The following is a 17693-nucleotide window of genomic DNA, read 5'->3' as shown; positions in this document are numbered from 1 at the left end:
AACAATCCTACTTAACAATCAAGGTCACTTTTTCTGGCCGGACCACTACAAGAATGAACAGACGCCAGTTTATTTTCCGCTCTCTTGCGCTGACCTTAGCCGCCAGCACAGGCTATGCAGTATACCAGCATCAAAGTCTGCAAGGCAGCGACAATGCGGCTGTTCTGGTATTGGATGCGTTATTGCCTGCTGTCTTAATGGGAGCGTTACCTGCTGATATGGCGGCACAACAGTTATCCTTAGTGCAGACAAGGGATGACGTGCTGCAATTTCTTGCTTATTTGCCGCACAGTCAGCAGCAACAACTTCAGCAACTGTTTGAGCTACTGCAGCAAGATTTGGCCCGTCTGGCGTTGACGGGACAATGGTTGCAACTGGCAGATCTGCCGTTGCCAGCTCGTCTGGATTTGTTATTTAGCTGGCGTGACAGTTATTTTTCTTTATTACAACAAGCCTTTAGTGGTTTGCGTGAATTGATCTACACTGCTTTTTATGGCCAGCCGCAGCATTGGTTGTCTCTGCAGTACAGCGCCCCGGAGTTTAACCTATGAAAAATCTGATTGCCGACGCGTCTCAGCGGGCTGGTCTTATCTGGATGCGTCCACTTTAACGGCCGACAAACACTTTGAAGCTGATGTGGTGATAGTAGGTTCTGGTGCTGGCGGAGCAATGGCCGCTGAACAATTAAGTCTTGCCGGATTCAAAGTAATATTGCTGGAAATGGGTGCTTTGTACGAAGGCAAAGATTTTAAACAGCAGGAGCGCTGGGCGTACCCTGCGTTGTATCAGGATGGAGCTGGCCGGAAAACTCTTGATCAGAGTATAGGCATACTACAGGGACGCACTGTGGGTGGTTCGACGACAGTGAATTGGACTACCTCTATCCGTACTCCTGAAAAAACTCTGGATTACTGGCGTGCTGAATTTGGCTCCGATTTTACCTCAGAGAATTTGGCCCCTTATTTTCAGCAAGCAGAGCAGCGCTTGAATATTCATCCCTGGCCGGTACCACCAAATAGCAATAATGATAAATTGCGACAAGGCTGCGAGGCGTTAGGCTGGCAATACACGGTGATCAACCGTAATGTCAGCGGCTGTGCGAACCTTGGATATTGTGGTATGGGCTGTCCCATCAATGCGAAGCAGTCGATGCTGGTCAGCACTATTCCAGCCGCTATGCAAGCTGGCGCTATGTTAATCAGCCGGGTATCGGCGCGAGAACTAAAATGGCAGGATGGACAAGTACAGTCTCTGGTGGCTGTGCCTGTAGACTCGTATTTTCATGCTGATTTCAAAATAAAGCTCAGCTTCAAAGCCAAACATTACATTGTGGCTGCAGGTGCTATAGGCTCACCAGCTTTACTGCTGCGTTCTAAAGTACCGAATCCTTCCGGGCGTTTGGGCAAGCATACCTACTTGCACCCCAGTGTGATTTCCGGGGCCTTATTTGAGGAGACGATAGCTGGCCACAGTGGTGCACCTCAATCTATTTATTCTGATCAGTTTGTTTGGCCTTCGAATGGAAAGGCTGGGTTTAAATTAGAAGTGCCGCCGCTGCATCCTGTGTTGATGGCGACTAAACTGACGGGTCTGGCACAATCTCATGCAGCGCTGATGCAGCAGTTTAATCAGTTACAGGTGGTGATTGCATTGCTGCGGGATGGCTTTCATCCGGACAGTCAGGGGGGCACTGTATTGTTATCCGACAATGGCGAACCCGTGGTGGATTACCCTATATCCGATTATCTATGGCAGGGCGTGCAAACTGCTTACCTGGCTATGGCTGAGCTACAATTTGCAGCAGGTGCAAAGTCGGTTTTACCCATTCATCAGGATGCAGAGTTATATCGCAGCTGGCAGCACGCCCGGCAGGCGATCCAGGCTCTGCCCTTGCAAAGGTATCGTGCTACTTTGGCATCTGCCCATGTGATGGGGGGCTGCAATATGAGTGCTGACCCGGCGAAAGGAGTTGTCAATTTGTCTGGTCGTCATCATCAATTAGAGAATTTGTCGGTATTTGATGGGTCGATACTGCCGACAAGTTTAGGTGCGAATCCGCAGTTAACTATTTATGCCTTGGTGTCTGCATTTACTGATCGATTACGAACCTTATTATCTACTTAAGCCATACAGTGTGGACAGTGCTCAGGCTGTCCACAAATCTGTACTATTTTAAAGTCAGCTATCCTAAGTTTTTCCTCTCTGAACTAGAAAAATCCAAAATTTTTGGTTTAATTCATTATTGTAATTATTTTGTTAAAAATGTGTTTTATTTGTGAGTTCCTTAGGCGGTGCAAATAAAATACCTAGTTGCTGAGCGACATGGAGTGATATGTCTGGCTGTATCAGCTGGTCGCAATCTGATATCAGATTGCTAAACTTAGTCAGTCTCCAGGAGAGATACCATGCGTGAATTAACTTCAGAACAAGTTGAGCAAGTTAGTGGTGGGTTAGATAGTGCGGGCGCAGTTGGAATTATAGGTGGTATGGGTGTTGCCAAGTTTGGCTTAGGATGGGCAACTATGAGTGTAGGTGCTGCTTTTGCTGCGGCGCCTATTGTTGTTCTTGCGATGTCTGGCATGGCGTTTTATGCGGGTTACAGGATGTTTCATCACTAGCACTGAGAAAGAAGAGGACCTTTGAGAGGTTCTCTTCTTCCTTTAAAACGGCCCTTAACTAAGGGGTAGGAGCTCGGTATGGAAAGTAATGTTGGATATACATTTCTAGTTATATATCTCCTTTATATGCTCCATCTCGTTTACGATATTCGAGAAAGACTTCTTTTAGGTCAAAAGACTAAAACGATGGGTGGAGAGCAGTCGCTCGCTGACTTTTTGGTGTCGATTTGCAGTGATGATGTTGATAAGGCTGTTAATACTTATAAAACCGCAACAGGTTGCGATGCTGAGGAAGCTAAGGAATTTGTCCATTCATTGAGGAAACGTTTATCAGAGAGACACTCGATGTAAGCTATTTCTCAAACTTCAATAAGTAACTACGACAAATATAGGATTGATATTTTTTGCTACAAGTAGTTTTATTTTCTAAATCGAGTTGGCAAATTATAAACATGCTCTGTATCAGTGATTTGATGACAGAGCATGTGTTTCCAAGTGACATCACTCTGCATGTGAAGTTTTATATAAGAAATAACCAGCATAAAACAAACACAACCCAATCACTAAAGCCAAGCCTGTAAAAGAGATAAAGATCACTGGATCTTTCAAAAATTCTTGCCATATATTCATGATCGTATCCTCGCTATTGACTGATGCTTTGAGTGTAGAAGCATTAGTTTTAGCAAAGCCTGATGTAGATCAAAGTTGGACTTTAGAGTCCTTCTAGCTGTTGGCTTTGTTGATACAGATCAAGAATTTCAGCGTCAAGTTGTTCAGCCGGTGCTTTTATTAGCACTAAATAGTGGTCAAGTAGCTGACTATGAGGCAGTAAATCGTCACTGTGGCTTAATTGATTAAACTGCTGCACTAATAACTGCTGTTCCAATTTCTCAGCGGCCAGTTCAGTACTCAGCAATTGCTGGCGCAGAGCTTGTTGCATCTCTGATTCTAACCAAGGCGATGGCAAAGTACGGCGCAAAGAGCGGATAGATTGGGTCACTTCAGTGCTGAAATGTTTTAACAAATCTTCTAACTGCTTCAGTTGGGTTTCATCGAGGCTTTGCTGCTGTTTATCCAGATACAACAAAAACAGCAGCAAATTAATATTGACGCCAAAGTTGTCCTGCCATTGCAGACATAGCTCCTTTACAGCAGGGTACAGACTCAGGCTGTACTGCCAGAATGATTCAGGGTTAAGCGTTTTTTTGCCAGAATTCTGCACTTTGTTGCTCCCATGCTTCCTGAGCTTCGAACCATTGTTCTTCCACTTCAGCTAGTTCCTTTTGGACTTTTTGTTGCTCTGCCAATGTTTTGGTTAATTCGGCTTTACGAACGGCATCATAAATCCCGACATCAGCTAAAGCGCTTTCAATTTGTTGTTGTTGCTGGTGTAGTTTTTCTTGCTGCTGTTCCAGCTTTTCAATTTTCTGCTTTAACGGTCGTTGTAAAGTACGTAATTCTGCTTCTAAGCGTTTTTGGTCTTTACGATTTTGTGCACTATGTGCAGTCACTATTTCGTCAGAGATTGAGGCTTGGTTACTGGCGCGTTGGTCTTGCTGCAACCACTGATAATAGTCGGCCAAATCACCATCAAAAGGTGCGACTTTGCCGTGAGCCACCAGATAAAACTCATCTGTAGTGCTACTGAGCAAATGTCTGTCGTGTGACACCACTACAATAGCACCTTCGAAGCTTTGTAAGGCCATGACGATGGCTTCCCGCATGTCCAGATCTAAGTGGTTGGTGGGCTCGTCTAATAATAATAGGTTAGGTCGTTGATAGACCAATAAAGCTAATACCAAACGGGCTTTTTCACCACCGGAAAAAGGTGCACAGGGAGATAAGGCTTTATCGCCATGAAAACCGAAGCCGCCAATATAATCGCGCAGCTGCTGTTCTGTTGCATCCGGAGCGAGGCGGACTAAATGCTGTAAAGGTGAATCCTGTGGCCTTAACGTTTCCAGCTGGTGCTGAGCGAAATAACCAATACTGACGCCATTGGCGTACCAGATTTCACCGGCTTGTGGGGTTAAAGAGCCAGATAACAGTTTAATCAGCGTCGATTTACCTGCGCCGTTACGACCTAATAAGCCAATGCGGCTGCCTGGCAGTAGCTGAAAATTAATCTGCTGTAAAATAGCGGTGTCGCCATAACCTGCTTTGACGTTTTCCATTTTTAACAATGGGTTAGGTAAAGAGCGTGGATCTAAAAACTCAAACTGAAAAGGTGAATCCGCGTGCGCCGGTGCCAGCAACGTCATACGTTCCAGTGCTTTGATCCTGCTTTGCGCTTGTTTGGCTTTCGTCGCCTGAGCACGGAAACGGTCAATATACTTTTGCAGATGTGCCACCTGACGTTGTTGTTTTTCAAACATCGACTGATGTTGTGCCAAATGTTCGGCGCGCTGACGTTCGAACTGGCTGTAATTGCCTTTGTATAAAGTTAAAGTCTGATTATCTATATGCGCCGTATTGTCTATCACAGCGTCGAGGAAATCACGGTCGTGACTTATCAACAGTAAAGTGCCGCTAAATGAAGCCAGGTATTTCTCCAGCCACAATACGGCATCTAAGTCTAAGTGGTTGGTTGGTTCGTCCAACAACAACAATTCAGCAGGTTGCATTAACGCTTTGGCCAGGTTTAAACGCATACGCCAGCCACCGGAAAAGGACTTCACACTCTGTTGTTGCGCCGCACCGCTGAAGCCAAGACCATCCAGCAAAACACCAGCTTTGGCTTCTGCTCTGTAGCCGTCTAAAGCATCAATCTGGTGATGCACAGCGGCTAAATCGACACTGCCATCGGTAATTTTTAACTGTTGTAGTAATGGGTAGAGTTTTTCGTCACCTTGCAACACATAGTCCATGGCCGAAATCTCAAGGGCTGGAGTTTCCTGCGCTACGGTCGAAATAGTCCAGCTGGATGGAATGGATACTGAACCAGCGTCAGGTTGCAGCTTTTGTTGCAGTAACGCAAAAAGGCTGGATTTGCCGCAGCCGTTGGCGCCAATAATTCCGACCTTTTGCCCCGGAAATACGGTAAGATCAGCATGTTGCAATAAGCAATTGATACCGCGTCGCAGCTCGACGTTTTGCAGTTGGATCATGGTGTTTTAGCCCAGACGAAAATTGGCTGCTACTCTAATCGCAAAGTGGCGACAAACCAAGAGCGCAAGCGGTTTTTTACCCAAAGTAATTGGGGTTGCAGTGCGACGGCAAGGGCGGAAGACCTCCATTCACATAGCTCACTACGTGAATGGGGTGAGTAAACGCAGCCAACAATGCTGCAGCGTCAAGTTCGCTGGGGCTTGATGCGATAAAAGCCAGATTTGGAGAGTAAAAATATGACAGACAGAAAGAAAAAGCGTTTTATTGCCGGTGCAACTTGCCCACAGTGTAAGGCTGTCGACACCCTGATGTTGTTTATTGAAAATAATGTGGAAAAAGTGGAGTGTGTGCAATGTGGCCATCATATGGCACAACCTGAACAGCAGGTAGCAAAAGCTTCGCGTGCTGCTGAACAGGTGATAGGTGTGTTTAAACCCGAGTAAACCGGGTCACAGAATAAGTATTAATAATGCGGTGGCGGCGGCTCTTCGTCGAGACGTAATATGCCACTGTCGTTGCCCTGACTAATTTTTTCCGCCAGCAGCATCACCTGGCGCTGCAGCTTTTCAATACTTTTCTGGTGTTCATGCAGCTCGTCGTTCAGGCTTTGCACCACATCTTCCTGAAATGCCAGTTTGCTCTCTAAATCAATAAGTTGCTGTTGTAGCTCAACCACTTGTTCTGTCATTGTTTAATCTCCCATACTTCGGCTACACCACTGGAACTTTCACTAATAATCTGATTGTCATTCAAAAAAGCCACCGCATGGATCACAGCGCTGGCTGGCCTGCTATTGAGAATAGCCCTGACTTGCCATTGCTGTAATTTCTTCCCTGTCGTCACATCCCATAAAATTAAGGCTCTGGATGGAGAACCTGTCACCAGCCATTTGCCATTCGGACTAAAGCGGGCTGCTGTAATAATTTGTGCTCTGGATAACTCCAACTGACTGATTTGCTTGCCTGTTTTTAAGTCCCAGATAAAAGCCTGTAATTCACTGCCTGCACTAAAGGCATAACGACCTTGCTGATCCAGTGCCACTTTAGTAACGCGGTTTGGGTGTGGAAAACTATAAATGATTTGTGCCGTTTCGGTATCCCACAGATAGGCAAAATGGTCATTAGAGCCTGTCAAAGCAAAACGGCCGTTAGCGGACAGGTCGACTGAGTTCACATTTTCGGTATGGCCCAGAAATTCGATACGACGACCAGAACTTAAGGTAATGTGCTGCACTTTACCGTCACTTTGGCCCACCAGCATATGGCGGCCAAAATCTGAGACGGCTAAGTCGCGGATAGTCGCGTCTTTAACCGACCAAAAACCTATGTTGCGACCATCTTCCATTTGCCACAACGCAAAGTCTTTGCTGTCACCTGTTAACAAATGACTGCCGCTTGGGCTCAAAGACAAAGATAAAATTTGATTATCACTTTTTTCCTGATGACCCAGCGAATACAAAGCAGTATCGTTTTTCAGGTCCCAGACGGTCACACCCTGATCCAAAGCTGAGACTGCAACCCGCGTTGATTGGTCATTTATGGCTGCGCCATAAGAAGGCGTTTCACTGTGTTGCACTTGCCGCACAGATTTTGGTTGAACTTCTGAGCAGGCAAAGAGACCAAATGCCAGAAAAATCGTCAGATATTTACAGCTATGGGTTAACGTCATTAGCACAAACCGTTAGTATAGGGACGTTGAATAAAACCTTTAAACTTATTAAAACACAATTTTGCAGCCAAACCTGCTTATTTATTGGAGAAATACATGCGTTTATTAACCAAGGTGTCGCTGATTGCGGCTACCGTTTTAACTTTGTCTGCTTGTAACAAAGAAGCTGAGCAGCCAAAACCTTTAGTTTTAGATACTGATGCTGCAAAACAATCCTATAGTTTAGGTGTATCTGCTGGTCGTTTTATCGATACCACTATCAAAGAACATGAGAAGTTAGGTTTACCTTTAGCTTCAGACACTATAGTACGTGGTATTCAAGACCAGTTAGCTGGCAAATCTCAGCTGACTGAAGAAGAAGTTCAGAAAGTGATGATGGCGCTGGAACAAACAGCGCGTGAGAAACAAGTTGAAGTGGCAAAAGCGCAGGCTGAACAAAATATTGCTGCTGGTAAAGCTTATTTAGAAACTAACGCAAAGAAAGAAGGCGTTAAAGTAACTGAGTCAGGCTTACAGTACGAAGTCATCCAGGCTGCTGATGGTCCAAAACCAGCTGCGACTGACGTAGTTCGTGTGCACTACACTGGTACTTTAGTGGATGGCACTGAATTTGACAGTTCAAAAGAACGTGGTCCAGCTCAGTTCCCGTTAAACCAGGTGATCAAAGGCTGGACTGAGGGCGTTCAATTGATGAACGTAGGTTCTAAGTTCAAATTCACTATTCCAGCTGAATTAGCTTATGGTGAGCGTGATATGGGTACTATCCCTGCGAACAGCGTTTTAGTATTCGATGTTGAACTGTTAGGTATTGGCGAAGAAGCTCCTGCTGCAGAAGAAGCTGCGGCTGAGAAGAAGTAATTTTTCACCCAATAAAAAAGCGACCTGATGGTCGCTTTTTTATACTGCAGAGATCAAACTCAGGCCGAGACGGCTTTAGAATGTTTGTTATGTAAGGTTTGGATCAGTTCGTCCTCAAAATCAAAACGTTCAACCAAAGCCTGTCCTAGCATCGACAAATCCCGGTCAAAGTTCTTCGATAAAGTGCTGCTTTCTGCTTCTGCGTATTTATCGTTAAATTCCAAGGCCATATCTGTTGAATGCGCTATTTTTGGGTATAAAGAATCTGCCAGCTGACGGCTATCCTGACCATTCACGGCACATTGCGATACAATTTGTTCATAGACTTCAAAATGACCTGCGGATAAGTAATCCATCAGCAGTTGGCAAAAGTGCTGGATATCAGCCAAATCAGGCAAAGAGTTTCCACTTTTTTTGTCAAAAGGAGGCAATGACGCCAGCTCACAATAGCGAACAATCAGGCGCTGCCTCTCATCCAGCCAATTATCGATAGCTGTCAGGCTGCCACCCCATTTCTGCTGTGCTGACTCTAAACGGGTGTACATATACTTCCCCTTACTCAAGTGACTTACTGCTTCGAACCTCTAATTAAAAGAATTCTCGGATAAAGATCAACTACTTTTTTATTGGTCAGCTCAGTCTTTGGCTCTATCATACGCCTGTTCGCACAAATAAGTGGTGGAGTAAAACAAAAATGATTAAGCACAATGTGACTGCAACAGCCGACCTGTTTGGTCACTGGTTTATTGTCAGCCAGGGCAAAATCTGGCTGAATTCGGTTGATGCTGCACCACCTCTTTGTCGTTATGACCAATTACCACAATTTCTTGATGGTTCCGAGCCTTTGTGTTTGCTTGGTGCTATCGAGGGGGTTGATTGCTATTTGCTGAATTATACCGACAGACCTGAAGCTGAAGAGCAGTGGCATTCTGCCCGGGCTTTATTACAGCAATCTACCGCTATTTTTGAGCATGCCGCCAGAGCCTGTCAGGTGGCTTTATTTTTGCAAACGCACCGCTACTGTGGCCAGTGTGGCAGTTCTATGCATTTGGTGAACTGGGAGCTGGCAGCGCTTTGTCACAAATGTGGCCATCGCTGTTACCCGCGTATCAACCCTTGTGTGTTGATCGCCGTTGTTAATGACAAAAATCAGCTGCTGTTAGCGCGCTCGGCCCGACATAAAACAGGTTTCTTTTCGATACTTGCTGGTTTTGTCGAGTCTGCAGAAACTCTGGAGCAAGCTGCGGTAAGGGAAGTCAAAGAAGAGGTGGGTATTGATATCTGCAATTTACGTTATATGGGGAGCCAGCCCTGGCCTTTTCCCCATTCATTGATGACCGCTTTTATCGCGGACTATAAGTCAGGCGAGCTGGTCTGTCAGCCGGATGAAATTGAAGAAGCGCACTGGTTTGATTTGGATCAGCTGCCGGAAGTACCAATGGTGGCAACCTTATCAGGTCAGGTGATTCAGTATATTGCCCGAGGCGGTCGGTAGTGGCAGCTAGCAGGATGAATTTAAAGCAAGGCACTAATGAATTACAGGCAAATAAAAAGCCACTAACGTGGCTTAAATGAGGTGTAACTTACGTTACCAAGACTCGTTAAAACGAGTTTCTTTATTCTTGTTCTTTACTAGCGCAGGTAGTTTATAACAGATGTATTTTTGCAGAGCAATAGCTTTTTTCAGTTGGTAAAAAAATTGCCTTTGGTAAAAAATAGTGACTGATCAGACATCAGTGATAAACTAGTGATAAATCAAAAGATGGCAGATGATAGATGCAATTAAAAAATGATCGTTACTTAAGGGCTTTGATGAAACAACCTGTTGATCGCACTCCAATCTGGATGATGCGTCAAGCGGGTCGTTACCTTCCGGAGTACAGAGCAACACGAGCCATAGCCGGCGATTTTATGTCGTTGTGTAAAAACCCTGAGTTGGCCTGTGAAGTCACTTTGCAGCCGTTAAAACGTTATCCTTTAGATGCAGCTATCTTATTCAGCGATATTTTAACTATCCCCGACGCTATGGGGATGGGACTTTACTTCGGTGAAGGTGAAGGGCCACGCTTTACCAAACAACTGACCGACTTTATGGATGTGATGCAGCTGCCTGTGCCTGATCCTGAAGTTGAGTTGCGTTACGTGATGGACGCTGTGCGCACTATTCGCCGTGAATTGAATGGTGAAGTACCGTTAATTGGTTTTTCTGGTAGCCCTTGGACTCTTGCTACTTATATGTTTGAAGGCGGTAGCAGTAAAACTTTCTCAAAAATCAAAAAGCTGATGTACACAGAACCTGAAGTGGTGCATATCCTGCTGGATAAACTGACGCAAAGTGTCATTTTGTACTTGAATGCGCAAATTGCAGCTGGTGCTCAGTCTGTGATGATTTTCGATACCTGGGGCGGCGTATTAACCCCACACGATTATCGTGAATATTCATTAAGCTATATGCAGCAAATTGTCTCTGGTTTAACCCGCTTTGCCGATGGACGTCCTGTGCCTGTGACTTTATTCACCAAAAATGGTGGCTTATGGTTGGAAGAAATCGCAGCAACGGGATGTGACGGCGTAGGTTTAGACTGGACCATTGATATTCGTCATGCTCGGGCTCGTATCGGCGATAAAGTTGCGTTGCAGGGCAATATGGACCCGTCCATTTTGTTGGGTACTCCAGAGCGTATTCGTCAGGAAGTTCAGGCTATTCTGGATGGTTACGGTATGGGATCAGGTCATGTCTTTAACCTGGGTCATGGTATTACTCCTGATGTTGATCCGGAAAAAGCGGGTGTCTTTATTGATGCTGTGCAGTCTTTCAGTCGTACTTATCATATGAATACTGAAATCGCAGAAGACGAAGAATAAACTCGTTCGTTGATCTGCCATAAAAAACGCCAGCCTGGAGCTGGCGTTTTTTATGGCAAGGCTCAAAACAAACGATTTAAGCCATTTAAAGCTGCGACCCGGTAAGCTTCTGCCATAGTGGGGTAGTTAAAGGTGGTGTGAACGAAATACTCTATGGTATTGCCGCCATTTTTTTGCATCATAATGGCTTGTCCTATATGCACAATTTCTGCAGCTCTTTCGCCAAAGCAGTGAATGCCCAGAATCTCTTTGGTGTCACGATGAAACAGCAGTTTCAGGCTACCGACACTGGTATTAGCGATTTGAGCGCGAGCCAGATGTTTAAACTGAGCCCGGCCTACCTCGTAAGGGACGCGGGCTGCTGTTAACTCCTGTTCGTTTTTACCGACTGAACTCATCTCTGGTATGGTGTAAATACCAACCGGAATATCGTCAATCAGATAGGTGCTGCAGTTGCCATGGATGATAGAGTTGGCTGCGATACGGCCCTGATCATAAGCGGCGCTGGCAAGACTCGGGTAACCAATCACATCGCCCACAGCGTACACACTAGGGATTTCAGTCTGGTAGTTGTCATTGACCTTGAGCTGGCCACGGCTATCTGCCTTTAAGCCTATAGCATTCAGGTTTAGCTTATCGATGTTGCCGGTGCGGCCATTAGCAAACAGGATACAGTCGGCTTTCATTTTTTTGCCGGATTGCAGATGTAAAATCACGCCGTCAACGCAGCCTTCAATCCGATCAAACTCTTCACCATGGCGGATAGTTACACCCGAATTCCAGAAGTGATAACTCAAAGCATCAGAGATTTCAGTATCCATAAAAGACAACAGGCGATCCCTGGTATTGACTAAATCGACCCGTACCCCTAAACCGCGGAAAATCGACGCATATTCGCAGCCAATTACGCCAGCACCAAAAATGATGATATGGCGTACATCGTCTTTTAAAGACAAAATAGTGTCGCTGTCAAAAATACGGCTGTGTGTGAAGTCGACATTTTGTGGTCGATAAGGGCGAGAGCCTGTGGCCAGAATGATATGTTCGGCGGAGATGATTTGATCCGGGGAACCATCCTGCTCAATGCGAATTTGGTGCGCGTCAACAAAAGAGGCATTGCCCTGAAAGACTTTGACTCTGTTTCGCTCATAAAAACTGCTGCGCAGTTGCACCTGTTTACGAATCACGCCTGCAGCGTGTTTTAAAATATGCGGGAAGGTCAGGTTGGACGATTGATCATCCATTTGAAACAAAGGGTTTTCTTTGTATTCAATATAACGGCTGACCGAATGACGTAAAGCTTTGGAAGGAATAGTGCCCCAGTGTGTGCAACCGCCGCCAACTTGCTGATGGCGCTCAATCACTGCCACAGTTTTGCCACTTTTCGCCAGATTCATCGCGGCACCTTCGCCGCCAGGTCCTGTGCCTATAATAATTGCATCAAAATCGTATGCTTTGCTTTGAGTTGCTTTACCCACCGGGTTATTCCTTCGCTGACTGCACTTATTATATTTAATCAGAAATCCTGAATGAAAGGCGATAAAAAAGGCGGCAAATGCCACCTTTTGTAAGTTTTTATCAAATGCTTAGGCAAATTGTGCCGTTAACTGCTGCCAGCGTTTTTGCTGTAGTTGCAGATTTTGTCTGACTTCCAGCAGTTGATGCTTCAAATCAAATTCATTGTACTGTTGCATCAGCTGTTGTTTCTTCTGTTGTAACAATGCTTTTTTCACATCGTAGTAGGCATGCATTTTTTCCATCAGCAACTCATATTCGTGCTCAAGGCGTTGCATCACCAGTTCAGCATCAGGCAGATGAGATACCTTGGCTTGTGCACGTTTGAGTTGCATCTGTACTTTGGCTTTCTCAATACGATCAGGAGGACAGACTTTTAAATTACGGGTTAGTCCTAACCAAGAACAGCTTTTAATCAGCCATTTGGTTGGATCAAACTGCCACCATTTGATGCCGTTGCGGTAATCGTATTCAAAAATATGGTGGAAGTTGTGGTAACCCTCGCCATAAGTTAAAAACGCTAAGATGCCGTTATCCCTTGCACTGTTTTGATCGGTATAAGGTTGGTTACCCCAGATATGCGCTAAAGAGTTAATAAAAAACGTAAAATGGTGGCTCAGCACTAACCGCAAAACTCCCACGCTTAATAACATACCGATATAACTATCAGTTAACCAACCCAGAAACAGTGGAATACCAAAGTTGGTCGCTACAGTCAGCAACAGATAGTTTTTGTGTTGCCACATGACTATTTTATTGTTCTGCAAGTCGCGTGCATTGCTGTAATCTGCATAGGTATTGCTTTGGTATTCACGCAACATCCAACCTATATGGCTGAACCAGAAACCACGCTGCGCCGAGTAGGGGTCTTTATCGTTCTGATCGACAAATTTATGGTGAACACGATGATCGGACGACCAATGTAAGGCGCTGTTTTGCAGCGCAAAAGCACCACCTATGGCATAAAACCACTGCAAAGCAGGATGGGCGTCATAAGTTTTATGGGCCCAAAGTCTATGGTAACCGGCCGTGATCGACATGCCGCAATAGCCCAAGCATAAAATAGTGGCAATAATCTCTGTCCAGGTAAAACCAACTGCTACGGCATACCAGGGCACCAGAATAGCAGCGACAAGAAAAGTGGACGCAAACAGGATGACGTTGGTCCAGATAATAGGGGGTTTATTCATTTTGGGAACTTTAAGCTTACAACTGTAAGCTAATTTAGCCGTGCAAACTGGCAGGGTCAAGCGTTAAAATGAGTCAGAAGCAAAAAGGAGTGAGCCGTGACCCGCGCCCAACAAAAAGAAAAAACCAGACGCGCCATTATAGACGCAGCTTTTCAGCAGCTGAGTGCCGATAAAGGTTATTCAAGTTTAAGCTTACGTGAGGTAACGCGCGAAGCAGGTATAGCTCCAACGTCCTTTTATCGCCATTTTACTGATATGGATGAATTAGGTTTAACCCTGGTGGACGAGGCTGGATTGATGCTTCGTCAGTTATTGCGTCAGGCTCGCCATCGTATCGAAGCCAATGGCAGTGTGATCCGCACTTCGATTGAGACTTTTATGGAGTTTGTCACTGGTCACAGCAATGTATTTCGCTTGCTGTTGCGCGAGCGCTCAGGCACATCAGCGGCTTTTCGTAGTGCGGTAGCCAGGGAGATTTATCATTTTGGTGCTGAGCTGGCGGATTATCTGCGTAAAGAAACAGATTGTCCTGCGGAGTTTGCTCAGATGCAGGCCGAAGCCATGGTGATTTTAGTTTTTCACGCCGGAGCCGATGCACTGGATGCTACAGCGGATCAACGTAAACAAATCACCCAGCGCACTATTATGCAGTTGCGCTGGATGGCTCATGGCGCTGCCAGCTATGGCCGCAAACCTAAGGATTAAGTTTGCGCAACCAGACACCTGATTCAATATGGTGGGTATAGGGGAATTGATCGAATAAAGCAAAAGCTTTGATTTCGTGAGTTTTGCTCAGCTGCTGTAAGTTCTGCTCTAATGTGACAGGGTTACAGGAGATATAAATAATATCGTTAAACTGACTGACAAAAGCTTCAGTGGCCGGATCTAAGCCTGCTCTTGGTGGGTCAACCAAAATAGTATCCAGTTGTAGCTTTGATAAATCCAAAGTTTTTAACTGCCTGCCTGTGGCCATGGCTGCGCTGACATCTTCAGCTGACATCTGCAACACTTGCAGATTCGTTACCTGGTTCATTTCAATATTCAGCTGGGCTGATTTAATCGAGCTGCGGGCAATCTCTGTAGCAACCACCTGACGGAAATAAGGCGTCAGGGCCAGCGAGAAGTTGCCGTTACCACAATAAAGCTCCAGCAAGTCACCTTTGAGTTGGCTTGAAATATCACAAGCCCACTCCAGCATCTGCTGATTCACTTTGGCGTTAGGCTGGGTAAAGCTGTTTTCAATTTGCTGGTAACTTAAAGTACGATCTTTTACCTTCAACATTTCAATAATATGGTCGCGATGCACCAACACTTTTTGTTTGCGCGAACGGCCAATAAAGTCCAGCGGCCATTGTTCCGCCAGGTCGGCTTTTAATAAAGCAGCTTGTTCGGCCCAATCGTCACTTAATGGCTTCTTATAAATAAGAGAAACCAACAGTTCGCCACTTAAGCCACTCAGGTAATCAATCTGGTATAACTTGTTCCGCAGCGCCGGACGCTTTTTCAGCTCTTCCAGCAGTACAGGCATAAAATCGGCTATTTGTTTACAGGCAACAGGGAAGTAATCAATACGCTGTTTTTGTTTGGTTTCAGAGTCAAACATAATATGGAACAAATCGTCCCCTTCATGCCAGACCCGAAATTCAGCACGTTGACGATAATGGCTGGGTTCGGAGCGGAACAACTCTAACTTTGGCAGAGTATAAGAGGCAAACAGCTGCTCTATACCAGCTTGCTTTTCTGCCAGTTGAGTTTCATATAAATCCGGAAATACTTGCCCTAAAGCCATTGCCTGTCACCTGTTGTCGAAAAAGCGGCCTATTCTAAGGGCTTTTGCCTGAATGTCTATCAGCAAAAGCAAGCTGCAGATAAAAGTAGCAGAGCAACTGCCTTAACGAGCGAATGTCTGGCAAAATAGCGCCAGAGCTTTTAAGGCGGTTTTTCAGAAGATATGGCATGCGTATAGGTTTTATCGACAGTGGCGTGGGAGGTCTTTCTATATTAGAGGCGGTGCGTGTTTTAGTGCCTGCGGATTACTTCTACATGATGGATAACAGGTACCTGCCTTATGGCACTAAGTCGGAGTTATTTATCCGCCAACGCTTAAAGCAGCTGACAGAATATTTGCTGACTCATCAGGTCGATCTGATTGTGATTGCCTGTAACACAGCTACCACTCAGGCGGTGGACTGGTTACGGCAGCAGTTTGATTTGCCTTTTGTCGGCGTAGTACCGGCCATTAAACCTGCTGCTTTATATTGCGCGGGCGAAAAAATGGCATTACTGGCCACTCCGGCTACAGTCAAAGGCCACTATATAAAGCAGCTGGTCGCTGATTATGCAGGCGAGAGTCAGGTGCAATTGGTTGGTAGTAGTGAATTGGTGATGCTGGCGGAGCAAAAAGTTTGGGAAGGTGCTGATGTGAAAGCCGAAGTGGCTGAAGTGATCAGAGAGAGTGGCTTAAATGAGTTTGCGCCTAAAGCTATTATCCTGGGCTGCACCCATTTTCCTTTTTTAGCTCAAGAGATCCGTTTGGCATTTACGAAAGCACCAAAGCTGTTTGATACAGCCGATGCGATAGCCAGACGAGTACAACATTTAGCCGCAGTGATCATTTCTCCATATAAGGAGAAGAAGCAGGATTGTTTTATTGCAACACAAGAACTTACAGAACAGCAAAAGTTAAGAGTCAAACAGATGGGATTTGGCCAGCAGAGCTGCTGGCCAGATTTATATCAGGACTAACTTATTCGTCGTTATCGTCACCGTCTTGGCGTTCTTTGGCTTCACGCACTTTTAAAGTACGCTCCTGAAACGCAAAGTCGTTTAACTTTTGGATCATCTTATTGGCATCTTTCGCTGCCACTTCAACAAAACCAAAACCACGACGACGACCTGTCTGGCGATCTTTCATCAAACGTACGTTGACGACTACACCAAATTTTTGAAACAACTCACGCACAGCATCTTCATTGGCACGGTAAGGTAAATTACCTACATATAAAGTAGCAGTTTCGCCGTCGTAGTTTGTTTTGGTTGCTGCAGGGGCACCAGTGCTACTAAGAGTGGCACCTTTTACTTCAACCAGAATAGGCACCAATACACCACCCAGCACTACACCTACTGTCACTAATACAGAAGCGCTTAAAGCAATATCAGGGGTTAACATTAAAACCAGATATACGATGATGGCTAACGCAGGGTAAAAGGTAAGGATCGTTGTAAATTAGCTAACATAAAGATTTCCTAAGTAATAAAGATGAAAGAGTCAGAGTAAATACATATAAATACTTAAAGCTCTTTCATATTAGCGACTAGTTCTTAAGCAGCCAACTATTAAATGCATAGTTACTGATATTGTTTTTGGAGCTATTTTGCCCATATTGACGGTTTAACCAGCAAACGATCGCCAAAGCCTCAAAAAACTAAGATTTGGTATTGCACGCTGCTAAAAACTCCCTATAATGCGCGCCATGCCAACGGGGTGATGCGAAAGCAGCTCTGGGGTGGTTTTGAAATGAAGTGAAAAATGATGCAAAACATCGCTTGACACGGAGTTGAAAATCACTAAAATGGCCGCCTCGCAACGCGGTGGAGTCGAAAGGCTCAAAAGTGAAGCGAAGCAAGTTAAGCAGGTGAGTTTGATAAATAAATTAAATTCTCTGGCTTGACACAAATTCTGGGAAGTGTAAGATACGCCTCCCGCTGAGCAAGGTCTTAACCGGTTCAGCACTGCTCTTTAACAATAAGCAATCAATCATCTGTGTGGGCACTCACGGTTTAGATTCTGCAGCGAGCAATCGCACAAAGAATAACTATCAGTGAAGTGACTTACATAGAAATATGTTTTAAGTCAGTGATACTGAGCAGC

General features: G+C 45.2%; 20 protein-coding genes. 10 read left to right on the top strand and 10 right to left on the bottom strand.

Annotated features, from left to right (window positions below; genetic code table 11):
• The first annotated feature begins 53 nt into the window (after positions 1–53).
• From WH43_RS03630 to WH43_RS03615, 4 genes are all read left to right on the top strand, one after another.
• Positions 54–551 carry a hypothetical protein gene (locus WH43_RS03630; protein WP_053423295.1) on the top strand — a complete coding sequence of 166 codons (498 nt, stop codon included), beginning with the start codon at positions 54–56 and terminating at the stop codon, positions 549–551.
• Entirely contained in the window at positions 493–2124 is a 1632-nt protein-coding gene (locus WH43_RS03625) for a GMC family oxidoreductase (RefSeq protein WP_082335671.1), read from the top strand. Before WH43_RS03630 ends, WH43_RS03625 begins: the two co-directional genes overlap by 59 nt.
• Before the next feature lie 281 nt (positions 2125–2405).
• Complete coding sequence (locus tag WH43_RS03620; protein WP_053423294.1) at positions 2406–2618, top strand: hypothetical protein; 213 nt, start codon at positions 2406–2408, stop codon at positions 2616–2618.
• A 78-nt stretch (positions 2619–2696) separates the two neighbouring features.
• Positions 2697–2969: a hypothetical protein gene (locus WH43_RS03615; RefSeq protein ID WP_053423293.1), complete on the top strand. Its 273-nt coding sequence runs from the start codon at positions 2697–2699 to the stop codon at positions 2967–2969.
• Between the two features lie 150 nt (positions 2970–3119).
• Here WH43_RS03615 and WH43_RS19760 read toward each other — a convergent pair whose 3' ends face one another.
• From WH43_RS19760 to WH43_RS03605, 3 genes are all read right to left on the bottom strand, one after another.
• Complete coding sequence (locus WH43_RS19760; RefSeq protein WP_082101828.1) at positions 3120–3248, bottom strand: DUF3149 domain-containing protein; 129 nt, start codon at positions 3246–3248, stop codon at positions 3120–3122.
• An 82-nt stretch (positions 3249–3330) separates the two neighbouring features.
• Positions 3331–3840 carry a TIGR02444 family protein gene (locus WH43_RS03610; RefSeq protein ID WP_053423292.1) on the bottom strand — a complete coding sequence of 170 codons (510 nt, stop codon included), beginning with the start codon at positions 3838–3840 and terminating at the stop codon, positions 3331–3333.
• A complete protein-coding gene (locus WH43_RS03605) occupies positions 3812–5725 on the bottom strand; it encodes an ABC transporter ATP-binding protein (RefSeq protein ID WP_053423291.1) in 1914 nt (637 codons plus the stop codon). Before WH43_RS03605 ends, WH43_RS03610 begins: the two co-directional genes overlap by 29 nt.
• A gap of 237 nt (positions 5726–5962) precedes the next feature.
• Here WH43_RS03605 and WH43_RS03600 point away from each other — a divergent pair, with 237 nt between their 5' ends.
• Positions 5963–6169 (top strand): YheV family putative zinc ribbon protein, encoded by a 207-nt coding sequence (locus WH43_RS03600; protein WP_053423290.1) that lies wholly within the window; start codon positions 5963–5965, stop codon positions 6167–6169.
• A 20-nt stretch (positions 6170–6189) separates the two neighbouring features.
• Here WH43_RS03600 and WH43_RS03595 read toward each other — a convergent pair whose 3' ends face one another.
• Together WH43_RS03595 and WH43_RS03590 are read right to left on the bottom strand one after the other, a co-directional pair.
• Positions 6190–6414, bottom strand: coding sequence for a SlyX family protein (locus WH43_RS03595; protein WP_046519834.1), 225 nt, complete (start codon positions 6412–6414; stop codon positions 6190–6192).
• Positions 6411–7394 (bottom strand): WD40 repeat domain-containing protein, encoded by a 984-nt coding sequence (locus WH43_RS03590; protein ID WP_053423289.1) that lies wholly within the window; start codon positions 7392–7394, stop codon positions 6411–6413. Before WH43_RS03590 ends, WH43_RS03595 begins: the two co-directional genes overlap by 4 nt.
• Positions 7395–7490: 96 nt before the next feature.
• On the opposite strand from WH43_RS03590, the gene fkpA reads away from it, so the two are divergent.
• Entirely contained in the window at positions 7491–8252 is a 762-nt protein-coding gene (gene fkpA / locus WH43_RS03585; protein WP_053423288.1) for an FKBP-type peptidyl-prolyl cis-trans isomerase, read from the top strand.
• A 59-nt stretch (positions 8253–8311) separates the two neighbouring features.
• Here the strand turns inward: fkpA and WH43_RS03580 are convergent, their stop codons facing one another.
• The gene (locus WH43_RS03580; RefSeq protein ID WP_053423287.1) at positions 8312–8797 is read right to left on the bottom strand and encodes an Rsd/AlgQ family anti-sigma factor; all 486 of its coding nucleotides are present in this window, start codon (positions 8795–8797) and stop codon (positions 8312–8314) included.
• 149 nt (positions 8798–8946) lie between these two features.
• Between WH43_RS03580 and nudC the strand changes: the two genes are divergently transcribed.
• Positions 8947–9747 carry an NAD(+) diphosphatase gene (nudC, locus tag WH43_RS03575; RefSeq protein ID WP_053423286.1) on the top strand — a complete coding sequence of 267 codons (801 nt, stop codon included), beginning with the start codon at positions 8947–8949 and terminating at the stop codon, positions 9745–9747.
• A 281-nt stretch (positions 9748–10028) separates the two neighbouring features.
• Positions 10029–11117 (top strand): uroporphyrinogen decarboxylase, encoded by a 1089-nt coding sequence (hemE, locus tag WH43_RS03570; protein ID WP_053423285.1) that lies wholly within the window; start codon positions 10029–10031, stop codon positions 11115–11117.
• 62 nt (positions 11118–11179) lie between these two features.
• Here the strand turns inward: hemE and sthA are convergent, their stop codons facing one another.
• Entirely contained in the window at positions 11180–12595 is a 1416-nt protein-coding gene (gene sthA / locus WH43_RS03565) for a Si-specific NAD(P)(+) transhydrogenase (RefSeq protein WP_053423284.1), read from the bottom strand.
• 108 nt (positions 12596–12703) lie between these two features.
• Positions 12704–13822 carry an acyl-CoA desaturase gene (locus WH43_RS03560; protein ID WP_053423283.1) on the bottom strand — a complete coding sequence of 373 codons (1119 nt, stop codon included), beginning with the start codon at positions 13820–13822 and terminating at the stop codon, positions 12704–12706.
• A gap of 96 nt (positions 13823–13918) precedes the next feature.
• On the opposite strand from WH43_RS03560, the gene fabR reads away from it, so the two are divergent.
• Positions 13919–14527 carry an HTH-type transcriptional repressor FabR gene (gene fabR, locus WH43_RS03555; protein WP_053423282.1) on the top strand — a complete coding sequence of 203 codons (609 nt, stop codon included), beginning with the start codon at positions 13919–13921 and terminating at the stop codon, positions 14525–14527.
• Here the strand turns inward: fabR and trmA are convergent.
• Complete coding sequence (gene trmA / locus WH43_RS03550) at positions 14517–15611, bottom strand: tRNA (uridine(54)-C5)-methyltransferase TrmA (RefSeq protein ID WP_053423281.1); 1095 nt, start codon at positions 15609–15611, stop codon at positions 14517–14519. The genes fabR and trmA overlap by 11 nt on opposite strands.
• A 167-nt stretch (positions 15612–15778) precedes the next feature.
• On the opposite strand from trmA, the gene murI reads away from it, so the two are divergent.
• On the top strand, positions 15779–16567 hold the full coding sequence (gene murI, locus WH43_RS03545) for a glutamate racemase (protein ID WP_053423280.1): 789 nt from the start codon (positions 15779–15781) through the stop codon (positions 16565–16567).
• Position 16568: 1 nt separating this feature from the next.
• Here murI and WH43_RS03540 read toward each other — a convergent pair whose 3' ends face one another.
• Positions 16569–16991, bottom strand: a complete 423-nt coding sequence (locus tag WH43_RS03540) for an RNA recognition motif domain-containing protein (protein ID WP_286049442.1) — start codon at positions 16989–16991, stop codon at positions 16569–16571.
• Between the last annotated feature and the right edge of the window lie 702 nt (positions 16992–17693).

The sequence above is a fragment of the Rheinheimera sp. KL1 genome (assembly GCF_001275035.1).
In the GTDB taxonomy this organism is placed as follows: domain Bacteria; phylum Pseudomonadota; class Gammaproteobacteria; order Enterobacterales; family Alteromonadaceae; genus Pararheinheimera; species Pararheinheimera tangshanensis.
This window is presented reverse-complemented; position numbering and strand designations above follow the sequence as displayed.